This is a genomic window from Paraburkholderia sp. CNPSo 3281 (genome assembly GCF_024206515.1).
Taxonomy (GTDB): domain Bacteria; phylum Pseudomonadota; class Gammaproteobacteria; order Burkholderiales; family Burkholderiaceae; genus Paraburkholderia; species Paraburkholderia nodosa.
Genome location: NZ_JAMBPS010000006.1, coordinates 230909 through 245144, shown reverse-complemented (window position 1 = coordinate 245144; position 14236 = coordinate 230909). Strand labels below are relative to the sequence as shown.

Annotated in this window: 16 protein-coding genes; 6 read left to right on the top strand and 10 right to left on the bottom strand. The window is 65.0% G+C overall.

Annotated elements, in window-relative coordinates:
• Window positions 1–95: 95 nt before the first annotated feature.
• The 6 genes from pcaF to M3I56_RS10015 all read right to left on the bottom strand — a co-directional run bounded on the left by pcaF (window position 96) and on the right by M3I56_RS10015 (window position 6091).
• Window positions 96–1298, bottom strand: coding sequence for a 3-oxoadipyl-CoA thiolase (gene pcaF / locus M3I56_RS10040; protein WP_254353664.1), 1203 nt, complete (start codon window positions 1296–1298; stop codon window positions 96–98).
• 294 nt (window positions 1299–1592) lie between these two features.
• Window positions 1593–1913, bottom strand: coding sequence for a cytochrome o ubiquinol oxidase subunit IV (gene cyoD, locus M3I56_RS10035; RefSeq protein ID WP_254353663.1), 321 nt, complete (start codon window positions 1911–1913; stop codon window positions 1593–1595).
• Window positions 1914–2525, bottom strand: a complete 612-nt coding sequence (gene cyoC, locus M3I56_RS10030; protein ID WP_254353662.1) for a cytochrome o ubiquinol oxidase subunit III — start codon at window positions 2523–2525, stop codon at window positions 1914–1916.
• Window positions 2525–4534, bottom strand: coding sequence for a cytochrome o ubiquinol oxidase subunit I (gene cyoB / locus M3I56_RS10025; protein WP_254353661.1), 2010 nt, complete (start codon window positions 4532–4534; stop codon window positions 2525–2527). The genes cyoC and cyoB overlap by 1 nt, the downstream gene beginning before the upstream one ends.
• Before the next feature lie 5 nt (window positions 4535–4539).
• Window positions 4540–5433: a ubiquinol oxidase subunit II gene (cyoA, locus tag M3I56_RS10020; protein ID WP_254353660.1), complete on the bottom strand. Its 894-nt coding sequence runs from the start codon at window positions 5431–5433 to the stop codon at window positions 4540–4542.
• A gap of 436 nt (window positions 5434–5869) precedes the next feature.
• Window positions 5870–6091 (bottom strand): hypothetical protein, encoded by a 222-nt coding sequence (locus M3I56_RS10015; protein ID WP_028202672.1) that lies wholly within the window; start codon window positions 6089–6091, stop codon window positions 5870–5872.
• Between M3I56_RS10015 and M3I56_RS10010 the strand changes: the two genes are divergently transcribed.
• Window positions 6090–6914: an IclR family transcriptional regulator gene (locus tag M3I56_RS10010; protein WP_254353659.1), complete on the top strand. Its 825-nt coding sequence runs from the start codon at window positions 6090–6092 to the stop codon at window positions 6912–6914. The two genes, M3I56_RS10015 and M3I56_RS10010, sit on opposite strands and share 2 nt — an antisense overlap.
• A 57-nt stretch (window positions 6915–6971) precedes the next feature.
• On the opposite strand, the gene M3I56_RS10005 is transcribed toward M3I56_RS10010, so the two are convergent.
• From M3I56_RS10005 to phnF, 4 genes are all read right to left on the bottom strand, one after another.
• Entirely contained in the window at window positions 6972–7892 is a 921-nt protein-coding gene (locus M3I56_RS10005) for a LysR family transcriptional regulator (protein WP_254353658.1), read from the bottom strand.
• A gap of 125 nt (window positions 7893–8017) precedes the next feature.
• On the bottom strand, window positions 8018–8569 hold the full coding sequence (gene phnN, locus M3I56_RS10000) for a phosphonate metabolism protein/1,5-bisphosphokinase (PRPP-forming) PhnN (RefSeq protein WP_110383629.1): 552 nt from the start codon (window positions 8567–8569) through the stop codon (window positions 8018–8020).
• Entirely contained in the window at window positions 8566–9294 is a 729-nt protein-coding gene (locus tag M3I56_RS09995) for a DUF1045 domain-containing protein (protein ID WP_254353657.1), read from the bottom strand. Before M3I56_RS09995 ends, phnN begins: the two co-directional genes overlap by 4 nt.
• Window positions 9291–10046, bottom strand: coding sequence for a phosphonate metabolism transcriptional regulator PhnF (gene phnF / locus M3I56_RS09990; RefSeq protein ID WP_254353656.1), 756 nt, complete (start codon window positions 10044–10046; stop codon window positions 9291–9293). The genes M3I56_RS09995 and phnF overlap by 4 nt, the downstream gene beginning before the upstream one ends.
• Before the next feature lie 220 nt (window positions 10047–10266).
• On the opposite strand from phnF, the gene phnG reads away from it, so the two are divergent.
• Genes phnG through phnK form a run of 5 tightly spaced genes read left to right on the top strand, consistent with a single transcriptional unit; the run spans window position 10267 to window position 14231 of the window.
• The gene (gene phnG, locus M3I56_RS09985; protein WP_254353655.1) at window positions 10267–10776 is read left to right on the top strand and encodes a phosphonate C-P lyase system protein PhnG; all 510 of its coding nucleotides are present in this window, start codon (window positions 10267–10269) and stop codon (window positions 10774–10776) included.
• Window positions 10773–11414 (top strand): phosphonate C-P lyase system protein PhnH, encoded by a 642-nt coding sequence (gene phnH / locus M3I56_RS09980; RefSeq protein ID WP_254353654.1) that lies wholly within the window; start codon window positions 10773–10775, stop codon window positions 11412–11414. Before phnG ends, phnH begins: the two co-directional genes overlap by 4 nt.
• Complete coding sequence (locus tag M3I56_RS09975) at window positions 11414–12538, top strand: carbon-phosphorus lyase complex subunit PhnI (RefSeq protein WP_254353653.1); 1125 nt, start codon at window positions 11414–11416, stop codon at window positions 12536–12538. Before phnH ends, M3I56_RS09975 begins: the two co-directional genes overlap by 1 nt.
• Window positions 12535–13464: an alpha-D-ribose 1-methylphosphonate 5-phosphate C-P-lyase PhnJ gene (locus tag M3I56_RS09970; protein WP_302056749.1), complete on the top strand. Its 930-nt coding sequence runs from the start codon at window positions 12535–12537 to the stop codon at window positions 13462–13464. Before M3I56_RS09975 ends, M3I56_RS09970 begins: the two co-directional genes overlap by 4 nt.
• A complete protein-coding gene (gene phnK / locus M3I56_RS09965) occupies window positions 13461–14231 on the top strand; it encodes a phosphonate C-P lyase system protein PhnK (RefSeq protein WP_254353652.1) in 771 nt (256 codons plus the stop codon). Before M3I56_RS09970 ends, phnK begins: the two co-directional genes overlap by 4 nt.
• Window positions 14232–14236 lie beyond the last annotated feature (5 nt).

Here is a 14236-nt window from a genome sequence, read left to right as displayed (position 1 = left end):
GGCCAACGCCGACGCCACCTCCACAGCGCGCGACAAAACAAAAAAGCCGCGGACCAAATCGATCCGCGGCTTTTTCAATTCAGGGCGATCAAAAATCAGACACGCTCGATAGCGATCGCAATCCCCTGCCCCACGCCGATACACATCGTGCACAGCGCGAAGCGCCCTTGCATGCGATGGAGCTGATACGTAGCGGTCGTCACGAGCCGCGCGCCGCTCATCCCGAGCGGATGCCCAAGCGCAATCGCCCCGCCGTTAGGGTTGACGCGAGGATCGTCATCCGCGACGCCGAGCATGCGCAGCACGGCGAGCCCTTGCGATGCAAAAGCTTCGTTCAACTCGATAACATCGAACTGGTCGATGGTCATGTTCAGACGCGCGAGGAGCTTCTGCGTAGCGGGCCCGGGACCAATGCCCATCACGCGCGGCGCGACGCCGGCCGTCGCGATACCGAGCACGCGCGCACGCGGCACGAGCCCGAAACGCTTCGCGTTTTCCTCGTTGGCGAGGAGCAGCGCGCAAGCGCCGTCATTCACGCCCGAAGCATTGCCAGCCGTCACCGAGCCATCCGGGCGCACGACGCCCTTGAGCTTGGCCAGTGCTTCGAGGCTCGTTTCACGCGGATGCTCGTCGCGCGAGAAAACAATCGGATCGCCCTTCTTCTGCGCAATCGTCACCGCGACGATCTCCTGCGCAAGCGTCCCGTCCGCCTGTGCGCGAGCCGCCTTCTGCTGGCTGCGAACCGCGAACGCATCCTGATCGGCGCGGCTCACGTTGTAATCGACGGCGACGTTTTCGCCCGTTTCCGGCATCGAATCCACACCGTACTGCTGCTTCATCAGCGGATTGACGAAGCGCCAGCCAATCGTTGTGTCGTAAATCGCGGCGTCGCGAGCGAAGGCGCTCGCCGACTTGCCCATGACGAACGGCGCGCGGCTCATGCTTTCCACGCCGCCCGCAATCATCAGCCCGGTTTCACCCGACTTGAGCGCGCGCGCGGCAATGCCCACGGCGTCCATGCCGGAGCCGCACAGGCGGTTCACCGTCGAGCCCGGCACGGCCTGCGGCAAGCCCGCCAGCAGCGACGACATGCGCGCGACGTTACGGTTGTCCTCGCCCGCCTGGTTCGCGCAGCCGTAGATGACGTCGTCGATCGCCGTCCAGTCCACGTCCTTGTTGCGCGCCATGAGCGCCTTGAGCGGAACGGCGCCGAGGTCGTCGGCGCGAACCTGGGCCAGGGCGCCCGCGTAGCGGCCAATAGGCGTGCGAACCGCGTCGCAGATGAATGCTTCCGTCATGTGAGTCTCCTTTCGATCGCAGGCACTTGATGCGATCCCATGCAAAGATGATTGAGATTGACGGACTGCGCGGGCGAAAATGAGAGCTCGAACGCGCACGTCCTCGTGCGATTTGTTCGACTGTCGAACCGATGATCGTTAATCGAACAATTTGACGGCCATAATAGGCGCGTCCCGGGACGGGTGTCAAGCACGCGGACCTGGCTCCAAAAACGAAAAAGCCGCACAGGACGGGTACCTGTGCGGCTTCGCGAGTTCAGGCGGGCGCGAGGCGCCAGCCCGTGAGGCAAACGCTTAACGCGACATCATGAGTGCGCCGACGTTGTGCATGACCCAGATGGTGCCGAAGATCAGGAACGCGGCGGCCAGCACCGTGTACGCGAGCGACAGCACGTTCCAGCCCTGCCCCGGTGACGTATTCAGATGCAGGAAGAACACGAGGTGCACGACCACCTGCACGAAGGCAAGCACCGCGATGACGATCAAGGCCGTGGTGGCATCGAGCGTGCCGTGCAGAACGACGCCGAACGCGCCCGCGGTAAGCAGCACCGAAAGAATGAAGCCCGCCACATAGCTGCCAAGGCTGCCGTGGGACTCTGCATGAGTTTGAGCCATTTAGAGCACGCTCCCCAGATAGACAAAAGTAAACACGCAGATCCACACCACGTCCAGAAAGTGCCAGAAGAGGCTCAGGCAGGTGAGGCGGCGGATTTCCTGCTCGCCCAGTTCGCGTGTGCGAACCACCTGGATCATCATCACGAGCATCCACAGCAGGCCGAAGAACACGTGCAGGCCGTGCGTGGCGACCAGCGTGAAGAACGAAGAAAGGAACGCGCTGCGCTGCGGGCCGGCGCCTTCTGCGATCAGGTGCGAAAACTCGCGCAGTTCGAGCACGAGGAACGACGCCCCCAGAATGAAGGTGACGGCGAGCCAGCCGAGCACCACGCCGTTCTTGCGCTGGTGCGCGCCGAGCATCGCGAAACCGTACGTGATGCTCGAAAGCAGCAGCACGGCCGTTTCGAGCGCCACGCCCTGAATATCGAACAGGTCCTTGCCCGTGGGGCCGCCCGCGAACTGGTGGCTCAGCACGCCGAAGGTGGCGAACAGCGCCGCGAACAGCAGGCAGTCGGTCATCAGGTAGACCCAGAAGCCGAATACCGAGTGCGACTGCGGGTGATCGTGGTGATCGAGTTCGGCAAGGGTTGCCGCATTGATTTTCTGTGACATCAGACTGCCTCCTCGACGACCAGGTCACGCTTGGCCACGGGGGCGCCGGTGCCAAAGCGCCGTTCTTCGATCTCGCGGACCTTCGCGGCCGGAATGTAATAACCGTCGTTGTTGCCGAAGCTCTTGAGGATCACTGTCAGCGCGACACCAATGAACCCGAGCACCGCCAGCCACGTGATGTGCCACACGGCAGCGAAACCCAGCACGAGGCTGAACATGCCGATGAAGAAGCCCGCCGACGTATTCGACGGCATGTGGATGTCGCTATATTTCGCGGCGAGGCCCGGACCGCGGCCCGCTTCCTTCATGTGCGCGAAAGCGTCGATGTCGTCCACGTGCGGAATGACCGCGAAGTTGTAGGCCGCCGGCGGCGACGACGTTGCCCATTCGAGCGTGCGGCCGTCCCACGGATCGCCAGTCACGTCCTTGCATTCGGCTTTGTTGCGGTTCACGAAGGCCATGACCCACAAGAGGACCTGGAACACGATGCCGAGCGCGATGATCGCCGCGCCAATTGCGGCGACGACGAAGTACGGATGCCATTCGGGCACGTCGTAGTGGTTGGTACGACGCGTTGCGCCCATAAAGCCGAGCACGTAGAGCGGCACGAAGGCCACGTAGAAGCCGACGAACCAGCACCAGAACGACGCCTTGCCGAGCTTTTCGCTGGGCTTGAGACCGAACACCTTCGGAAACCAGTACTGCAGGCCTGCCAGGTAGCCGAACACCACGCCGCCGATAATCGCGTTGTGGAAGTGAGCGACCAGGAAGAGCGAGTTGTGGAGCACGAAGTCCGCGCCCGGAATCGCGAGCATCACGCCGGTCATGCCGGCGATCGAGAACGTCACCATAAAGCCGACGGTCCAGAGCACGGGCGCGGTGAAGTGCACACGGCCGCGATACATCGTGAACAGCCAGTTGAAGATCTTCACGCCGGTGGGAATGGCGATGATCATCGTCGCGATACCGAAGAACGCGTTGACGTCGGCGCCCGCACCCATCGTGAAGAAGTGGTGCGCCCACACGAGGAACGCCAGCACCATGATTGCGCACGAGGCGTAGACCATCGTCTTGTAGCCGAACAGCGGCTTCTTGCAGAACGTGGCCATCACTTCCGAATAGATGCCGAACGCAGGCAGCACGAGGATGTACACCTCGGGGTGGCCCCACGCCCAGATCAGGTTCAGATACAGCATGGCGTTGCCGCCAAGCTCGTTCGTGAAGAAGTGCGTGCCGACGTAGCGGTCGAGGCCGAGCAGCGCCACCGCGATCGTGAGGATCGGGAACGTGGCCATGATGAGCACGTTCGAGCACAGCGCCGTCCACGTGAACACGGGCATCTTCATGAGCGTCATGCCGGGCGCGCGCATCTTGAGGATCGTGACGAAGAAGTTCACGGCCGTGATCAAGGTGCCGACACCGGAGAGCTGGACCGACCAGATGTAATAGTCGACCCCCACGTCCGGACTGAACTGCAGTTCGGAGAGCGGCGGATACGCGAGCCAGCCCACCTTCGCAAACTCGCCGATCACGAGCGAGAGGTTGATGAGGATCGCGCTGATCGCCGTCATCCAGAACGAAAGCGAGTTCAGGAACGGGAACGCCACGTCGCGCGCGCCGATCTGCAGGGGCACGACAAGGTTGAAGAAGCCGACCATGAGCGCCATCGCCATGAAGAAGATCATGATGACGCCGTGCGCGGTGAAGATCTGGTCGAAGTGATGCGGCGGCAGATAGCCGGGCGAATCGAACGCCATGGCCTGCTGGATACGCATCATGACCGCGTCGGCGAAGCCGCGCACGAGCATGAGCACCGCCACGATCATGTACATCACGCCGATGCGTTTGTGGTCCACACTCGTGAGCCACTCGGTCCAGATGTACTTCCACTTGCCGGTCACGGTGACGAGACCGAGCACGCCGAGGACGATCAGTGCCATGAACGCCGCCGCGCCCATGATGATGGGCTGATCGAACGGGATCGCCTCTAATGTGAGTTTTCCGAACATGCTGCTTACCCCTTGGTCACGCAAGACGGGTCGAAAATCGTGACGTGCCCGTTGTTGTACTTCGCGATGATGTTATTGAAGAGCTTCGGGTCGACGCTCGAGAAGTACTGCACCGGCGCCTTCTCCTGCGGCTTCGAAACCGTTGCGTACTCGTCCATCGAAAGCTGGGTGGACGACGTCTTCACCTTCTGCACCCACGCGTCGAAGTCCTGCTGGCTCGTGGCGAGCGTGCGGAACTTCATGTCCGAGAAGCCCTTGCCGCTGTAGTTGGACGAGAGACCGTCGAAATCGCCCGCTTCGTCGGCGATCAGGTGCAGACGCGTTTGCATGCCCGCCATGGCGTAGACCTGGGTGCCCAGCTGCGGGATGAAGAACGAATTCATCACCGAGTCCGACGTGATGCGGAAGTTGACCGGCGTGCCCACCGGCACGGCGAGCTGGTTCACCGAGGCAATGCCGAGGTCGGGGTAGATGAAGAGCCACTTCCAGTCGAGCGCGACGACCTCGACGTTGATGGGCTTCACGCTCGACTCCAGCGGCTTGTACGGGTCGAGCTCGTGCGAGGTGCGCCACGTGAGGATGGCGAGGAACAGGATGATCGCAGCCGGAATGGCCCAGACCACCACTTCGATCGCCGTGGAGTGGGCCCACTTCGGCGCGTAGGTCGCGTTGCGGTTCGAGGCGCGGTAGCGCCACGCGAACAGGAGCGTCAGGATGATGACGGGCACCACGACCAGCAGCATGGCCCATGTGGCCGTGAGGATGAGCGACTTCTCGGCCGCGCCCACGCTGCCTTTCGGGTCCAGCACGGCAAAATTGCCGCTGCATCCCGCAAGAGAAACGAGCAGCCCGCTGCCGAGGGGGATTAACCACCTTTTAAAGGCTTTTCTGTCTTTCATGTTTGCCTGTTCTTCCGTTGTCCACCAAAACGCGTAACACCCAACACATTTGCATCGCAAATTAGCCACGCAAAATGCACCCGTATCGTATTCAGCGCGATTCTACGGAAAGCGCCAATCTCAAAATTTGATCTTTGCTAAGGATTAGCCAGCGGGATAAAGCTCGCCCAGGCAAGCGCGACGGAAAGCCGCAATTATCTTTCCAATAGCTTTCATCAAGAAAACGCGCATTGCGCGGAGGTTTCAGCGTGAAGGCCAACACGCGCTCAAGGGAGAAAGAGGACCAACGACGCGCACGTCCCAATCGAAGAATGATCAGAAAATTTTCCAATTCATTCGAATTTATACATTATTTTTATCTCGCTTTAATCTCAGGCCGAGCCGGTATTCAGATCTAAATGATCAATTCGCGCGTCAATCATTTTTCGCACCGAAATTAATTGACCGGAATCAAATAGCTGAATGTCAAATGATCTGACGTGCGCATTTGACGCATGTCGTGCCACGCCGCACTATCGATGTTGACGCGGGCGCGCTGCCCCGAAAGTTTGCGCCCGCCTCGCCTTCGCCGCCTTCGCCGCTTGTTGGCGAAACCGATCGCTTGGGTTATCTTGATAGGTTCTTCAAGCGCCGCAGCAAGATCGAACGCCACGCCCATGAATTCTGCTTCCAGTGCCTCGCCAGACCGCTCCGCCGACCAGCAGGAGATTCCCGAAAAACCGGGCGACTCCTATGTGCAGTCGTTCGCGCGCGGGCTTTCGGTGATCCGCGCGTTCAACGCCGAGCATCCCGAGCAGACCCTCACCGACGTCGCCGCCGCCACGGGCCTCACGCGCGCCGGCGCGCGCCGCATTCTGCTCACGCTGCAGACGCTCGGCTACGTCGAAGCCGAGGGGCGGCTCTTTCGCCTCACCCCGCGCATTCTCGACCTGGGCTTCGCGTACCTCACGTCGATGCCGTTCTGGAATCTCGCCGAGCCGGTAATGGAAGAGCTGTCGCAGGAAGTGCACGAGAGCTGCTCGGCGGCCGTGCTCGACCGCACCGAGATCGTCTATGTGCTGCGCGTGCCCACGCACAAGATCATGACGATCAACCTCTCGATCGGCAGCCGCCTGCCCGCGTACTGCACCTCCATGGGGCGCGTGCTGCTGGCCTCGCTCGACGACGCTGCGCTCGACGAAACGCTCGGCTCCTCGCCGCTCTATGCGCATACGGGGCGCACGGTCACCGACGTCGGCGAACTCAAGAAGATCATCGCTCAGGTGCGCCAGCAGGGCTGGGCCATCGTCGATCAGGAACTGGAAGGCGGCCTCATCTCGATCTCCGCGCCTATCCGCAACCGGCAGGGCCGCGTGATCGCCGCGATGAACATCAGCGGAAACGCGCAGCGCACGTCGGCCAAACAGATGGTGAAGACCTTCCTCGATCCGCTTCAGCAAGCCGCGGCGCGTGTGTCCGGCATGGTCGCGCGGCGCACGTAAAGGCACGAGCGCAACCCGGCGCGACTGGACGAACCACCCCGGCGCGCTCGAGCCGTTTCAGGCAACCTCGGCAAACACCTGCACGAGCCAGTCGGCGAAAGCGCGCACGCGCAGCGACAACTGGCGGTTCTGCGGGTACAGCACCGAGACCGGCAAGGGCGGCGGCGGATGCGCCGGCAGCACGACGCACAGCTCGCCGCTGGCGAGCTGTGCGCGCACGCGGTAGCGCGGCACCTGTACGATGCCGAGCCCCGCCAGCGCGCCGGCCGCGTAGAGTTCCGCGCCGTTGACGGCCACCGGGCCCGGCAGCGTCACGCGGGCGATGCCGTCAGCGGTCGTGAATTCGAGCGCAAGCGCGCGGCCCGTGGCAGGCGAAACATAGTTCACGGCCCGATGGCCGGGCCGGCCCGGATTGTCCGTGTGCGTACCGGCGAGCGCCTCGATCGACTCGGGGTCGCCGTGCCGTTCCAGATACGCGGGGCTCGCGCAGGTCACCTGCTCCAGCAGCGCCACGCGCCGCGCGATCATCGAGGAGTCGGCCAGCTCGCCCGCGCGCAGCACGCAATCCACGCCCTCGCGCACGAGATCGACGAAGTGGTCGCCCGAGCCGATGAAGAGCTCGACGCGCGGATAGCGCGCGAGAAAGTCGGGCAGACGCGGCATCACGAAATACTGCGTGAGCGTGCCCTGCATGTTCACGCGCAAGCGCCCCTGCGGATCGGTGTCGCGAAACGCCTCCTCGGTTTCCTCGAGGTCAGCGAGCAGGCGCATGCAGCGCTGGTAGTAGGCGTCGCCGTCGAGCGTCGGCTTGACCTGGCGCGTGGTGCGTTCGAGCAGACGCACGCCGAGGCGCGCTTCGAGACGCTTGATCGAGTTGGTGACCGTCGCGCGCGGCAGGTTCAGATCCTCGGCCGCCTGCGTGAAGCTGCGGCGGTCGACGATGCGCGTGAAAATCTGCATCTCCTGGAAACGGTCCAAGGGCATTCTCGTTGAGTTCTCGGGTCGCCTGCATCTTCTCATGGCAAACGCGCCCAACCAAAAATCCCCCGACCCGTTCGAGCCCTTAAGCGGCTGTTAAGCGACGCTCAAGGACGGCGCCGCGACTATCCGGCCGCCACCTGCCGCACGAGCTTGACGAATGCGCCACCCGCCTCCTCCAGGTGCCCCGAATTGTCGATGCGCGCGAACGCGGCGCCCGACGGCACCTCGAACGGCGCGCGCCGCGCGAGACGCAACGCGACCTGCTCGGGCGTTTCGCGCGCCCGGGATGCGAGGCGCGCGGCCAGCACGTGCTGCGCGGCTTCGATGTGCACGAGCGTCATGCGCGGGTAGCGCTCGAACGCCTCGCCAGCGTAGGCGCGCGAACCGTTCACCACGACCGTGCAGCCAAGCGCCATCCATTGGTCGATCTCCACGCCCACGCCGTAGCGCAGCGCGTGGCTGCGCCATTGCAATGCGAAAAGGCCGCGCTGCGAACGCGCCTCGAATTCGGCCTCGGTGAGCGCGATGTGGTTCTCGCCACCGCTGTCTTCGCGCGTGATGTAGCGATGCGCGAAGACGACGTCTTCGCCGGACAGGCGCTCGCGCGCGTAACGCAGCAGCGTGTCCTTGCCCGCGCCCGAAGGCCCCATCACGTAGATCAGGCCGCCCTTCATGCACGAGCCCCCGCGAACGGCAAGCGGCGCCACAACGCGAACGGCGCGCCCGGCCCAGGCTCGACGAAGAGCGCCGCGCCTTCTACCGGCAGCGGGTTGGCGTCGTGCATTTGCGTGTTCCAGGCATCGACGAGTTGCGCGCACGTTTGCGCGTCGTTCAGCGAATCGGATAGCGTCATGTGAAAGCGGAATTCTTCGAACACGTACGGATAGCCCCATGCTTCGACGTAAGCGCGCTGACGCTGCGTGAGCGGCGCGTCCAGGCGCTTCGCGAGTTCGGCGGGCGTTTGCGGGGCGCGCAGCGAGCCGAGCGCGCGCAGTGCGTTAGCGGCCAGTTCGCGCAGCGCGGTTTCGCCGGCATCGTCGGCGGGGCGCAGCGCCACGAAGCGGCCGAGCAGCGCCGCCTCGACACTGGCTTCGAAGCGCGCCTGCCCCTGCGCCCACTGCTGCGCGGCGGCCAGGAGCGCTACGGGCGTCACGCCCGACGCGAGACGGAACGGCGGCACGAGGGTGCCGTGCCAGCCATAGCGGCGTGGTGCGACTGTGAGCGTTTCCAGCGGCTGCGGCAGGCCTGCGAGCCACGGCGGCGGCGCGAGGGTGTCGCCCGTCTCCGGATCCTGGCCAAGCCACGCGCAGCCCGTCTGCCACCACACCGATTCGCGCGGCGGCGCATAGTAAAGCGCGAAGCGCGTGGCTTCGTTCCAGTCTTCGTGCAGCACGCTCATAGGTCGTGCTCCACCATCAGCTGCACGCGGTCGGCGGCGAAGTGCGTGACGCCGTACTTGATCGGCACGCCTTCGAGATCGACGTCGACGTTCTCCACCCACAGCACCGGCTGCTGCCGGTTGATGTTCAGGCGCCGCGCCACCTCGGCCTCGGGCAGCACGCTGCCGATACGGCTCCACTTGCGCAGATAGTCGGTCACGCCGTATTCGGCGAGGGCCTTCGAGGTGCTGTCGACGCGCTCCATGACCACGGGCAGATCGGCGAAGCGCGCGGCGGGATACCAGCTGCGCGCGTAAGTGAGCGGCACGCCGTCCGACTCGTGCAGCGTTTCGAGCCGGTAGACGAGCGCGCCCGCGCGCAGGCCGAGCGCCTTGGCGACCGTGGGGTCGGCCTTGCCACGCGACGACGCGAGCAGCTTACCCGCCGCCGAATGCTGATGGCGCTTCAGGTTCTCGGTAAAGCGCGTGCGCTTGCCGATGGTGTAGTCGATCGCGCCGGGCTGCACGAAGGTGCCGCGCCCCTGCTCCACGCTCACGAGCCCCAACGCCGCGAGGCCCAGCATCGCGCGCCGCACCGTGTGGCGGTTCACGTCGAAGCGGCGCGCAAGCTCGCCCTCGCTAGGCAGCCGGCCGTCTTCGCCGAAACCCTTCGCCGCAATCTCCGCTGCGAGGATCTGCTCGATCTGCCGCCACACCGCCACACCCGCGCCGCGCTCAAGCAGGCTGGACGGCGCCTCGTCGTTCGATGTCATGGTGCTGTCATTCCTCTCGGTTCCAATAGCGTTTTGTGCATTGTAGTGCGCAGGGCGTGATGGAAATATGAAAACCTTCATTGCGCCCGAACTGGACGACTGTACCACTAAACGTCTAGACGTTTAGATGAATAGATGGTTCAATCGAGGTCCAGACAAGGCGGTTCGAAAAGCGCAGTTGCCATGTCCGTTCTCCCCCGTTCACGACACAGGAACTCCGATGAACGCTTCTTCCACCCCATCCTCCACGCCGGCGACCCGGCGCGCATGGATGGCCGTTCTCGCGCACACCCCACGCGCCGAGCTTGAAGCGGCGTTGAGCGTCGCGCTCGCCGGTGCGCCCGAGCCCGCTTTCGACTGGCTGCGTCTGCCACAAACCGGACTGGCCATGGTCCGCGGGCGAATTGGGGGCACCGGCGACGCCTTCAACCTGGGCGAAGCCACCGTCACGCGCGCCACGCTGCGCCTGCGCGCCTCGGGCACCGAAGGCGGCGATGCAGGCCAGCCCGGCCCGGTCGGCGTGGCCTGCCATCTGGGCCGCGACAAACGCCGCGCCGAGCTGGCCGCGCTCGCCGATGCGTTGCTGCAACTCCCCGCGCGCCACGACCAGTTGCACGCCCGCTTGATCGAGCCGCTTGCCGCGCGTCTCGCCGCACAGCGCGACGCGCGCCGCGCCGACGCCGCCAGCACGCGGGTCGAGTTCTTCACGATGGTTCGAGGTGACGCATGAGCGACCCACGCAATGCCATGACGCCCGATTTGCTCGCGGCGCTCGCGCCCGGCTTCGGCGATCCGGTTCACGACACGCAGACGGTGTTCCGCACGCTGCTCGACGCGCTCGCGCGCCCCGGCACGATCGGTGTGGTCGAAACGCCGCTGCCGGCAGCCACGGCGGCGGATGCCTCGCCCGCGCGCGCCGGCCTTGCCGCCTTCGCCTCGCTGCTCGCACTCGCAGACTACGCCACGCCAGTGTGGCTCGCCCAGCCCGACGCCGCACTCGCCGCCGCGCTGCGCTTTCACGCAGGCGCGCCGCTTGCACAGCAAGCGTGCGAAGCCGCGTTCGCCTATGTGCACGACGCCGCCGCCCTGCCGCCGCTCGACGCCTTCGCGAGCGGCACGCCCGAGTCGCCGGAGCAGTCGGCCACGGTGTTCGTGCGCGTCGATTCACTCGCCGGCGGCGCACCGCTCACGCTGCGCGGCCCCGGCATCGAAACGACCTGCTGCATCGCGCCCGTCGGCCCGCCCGAGCGCTTCTGGCGCGAACGCGCCGCCCTCGCGCCGCACTTGCCGTGCGGCATCGACTTCTATCTCGTGTGCGGCGACCGCCTGATGGGCCTGCCGCGCACCACTCTCGTGGAGATGCACTGATGTACGTCGCCGTCAAAGGAGGAGAGCGCGCGATCGAAGCGTCGTGGCGTCTGCTCGACGAGGCGCGCCGCGGAGATACGCGCGTGCCCGAGCTGAGCGTCGCGCAGATCCGCGAACAGATGCGTCTGGCCGTGGCGCGTGTAATGGCCGAAGGTTCGGTCTACGACGAAGAACTTGCCGCGCTCGCGATCAAGCAGGCCGCGGGCGATCTCGTCGAGGCGATCTTTTTGCTGCGCGCGTATCGCACCACGCTGCCGCGTTTTGGCTATACGCAGCCGGTCGAAACGGAAAACATGGTGGTGGAGCGCCGCATTTCCGCCACCTTCAAGGACGTGCCCGGCGGCCAGGTGCTCGGCGCGACCTACGATTACACGCAGCGCCTGCTCGACTTCGCGCTGCTGGCCGAAGGCGACGACGCCGCGAGCGCCACGCCCCCGGCGCCGCGAGCCACCCCGGCCGTAGAAGCGATGCCGCGCGTGGTCTCCCTGCTCGACAAGGAAGGCCTGATCGAGCAGGAAACGCGCTCGCCGCAGGCGCGCGAGCCCGGCGACCTCTCGCGCGAGCCGCTCGCGTTCCCCGCCGACCGCACCGTGCGCCTGCAAAATCTCGCACGCGGAGACGAAGGCTTCCTGCTCGCGATGGGCTATGCCACGCAGCGCGGCTACGCGCATTCGCACCCGTTCGCGGGCGAGATCCGCTTTGGTTCGGTATGCGTAGAAATGATGCTGGACGAACTCGACGAAGCCGTGGAAATCGGCGAGATCGACTTGACCGAGTGCCAGATGATCAACCAGTTCGCGGGCGCGAAAGACGTGCCGCCGCAATTCACGCAAGGCTACGGTCTCGCGTTCGGCCACGCGGAGCGCAAGGCCATGGCGATGGCGCTCGTGGACCGCGCGCTGCGAGCCGCGGAGCTGGGAGAGACGATCGCCTCGCCGACTCAGGACATCGAATTCATGCTCTCGCACAGCGACAACGTGGAAGCCTCGGGCTTCGTTCAACACCTGAAGCTGCCGCACTACGTGGACTTCCAGGCCGAGCTGGAACTCGTGCGCAAGCTGCGCGCGCAGCACGAAAACGGCACCGACGCGAATGCCGATGCGCAAAACAAGGAGGCCGCATGAACGCGCCCGCCACCTTGCAATCCACCGCAGCCGAAGTCGCATCGCACGAAACGCAGGCCGTCTCGGGCTATAACTTCGCGTACCTCGACGAGCAGACCAAGCGCATGCTGCGCCGCGCGCTCCTCAAGGCCGTGGCCGTGCCGGGCTACCAGGTGCCGTTCGCCTCGCGCGAAATGCCGCTGCCGTACGGCTGGGGCACGGGCGGCATTCAGGTGACGGCGGCGATCATCGGCGCGAAGGACACGCTCAAGGTGATCGACCAGGGCTCGGACGACACCACGAACGCCGTCAACATCCGCCGTTTTTTCGCACGCACCACGGGTGTGGCCACTACGCGCCGCACGAGCGAGGCGTCGATCGTCCAGACGCGGCACCGCATTCCGGAAACGCCGCTCACGGACAAACAGATCCTCGTATACCAGGTGCCGATGCCCGAGCCGCTGTTCCGGCTCGAGCCGCGCGTGGCCGAATGCAAGAAGCTCCATGCACTGGCCGACTATGGCCTGATCAGCGTGAAGCTTTATGAGGACATCGTGCAGCACGGCAGCATCGCCACGACGTACGACTACCCGGTGACCGTGAACGGCCGTTATCTCACGTCGCCCTCGCCGATTCCGAAGTTCGACAACCCCAAGCTGCATATGAACGCCGCGCTGCAGTTGTTCGGCGCGGGCCGCGAGCGCCGCATCTACGCGATTCCGCCGTACACGTCGGTGAAGAGCCTCGACTTCGACGACCATCCGTTCGAAGTGCAGCGCTGGGAGCATGCGTGCGCCTTGTGCGGCTCGCGCGAGAGCTTCCTCGACGAGAGGATCGTCGATGACGCGGGCAAACGTATGTTCGTCTGCTCGGACAGCGACTACTGCCACGACCGCCGCGAACAGATCGATGCGCACGCAACGAATGAAGCAGGAGAGAAAGCATGACGCCGCTGCTAAGCGCAAGATCGCTCACGAAGCAGTACGGCGGCCGCAACGGCTGCCGCGACGTGAGCTTTGACCTGTATCCCGGCGAGGTGCTGTGTATCGTCGGCGAATCGGGCTCTGGCAAGACCACGCTGCTCAACACGCTCGCGCTGCGCACCGAGTCCGACTCGGGCGCGCTGCACTACACGAGCGCGAACGGCGAAACGCTCGACCTGCGCACGCTTTCCGAGCCGCGCCGGCGCCTGCTTGCGCGCACCGAATGGGGCTTCGTGCAGCAGAATCCGCGCGACGGGCTGCGTGCGGGCGTCTCGGCCGGAGCCAATATCGGCGAGCCGCTGATGGCCGTGGGCGCGCGTCACTACGGGCAAATCCGCAACACGGCGCAGCAGTGGATGCAGCGCGTGGAGCTGGACGCCATGCGCATCGACGAATTGCCCCCGGCGTTTTCGGGCGGCATGCAGCAGCGCCTGCAAATCGCGCGCAATCTCGTCACGGGTCCGCGCCTCGTCTTCATGGACGAGCCCACGGCAGGTCTCGACGTGTCCGTGCAGGCGCGCCTGCTCGACCTGCTGCGCACGCTCACGACCAACCTGCATCTTTCGGTGCTGATCGTCACGCACGACATCGGCGTGGCGCGGCTGCTCGCGCATCGCTTGATGGTGATGCAAGGCGGCACGGTGGTCGAATCGGGCCTGACCGACCAGGTGCTGGACGACCCGCAACATCCCTATACGCAGACGCTGGTGGCATCCGTGCTGCCGGTCTAGGATGA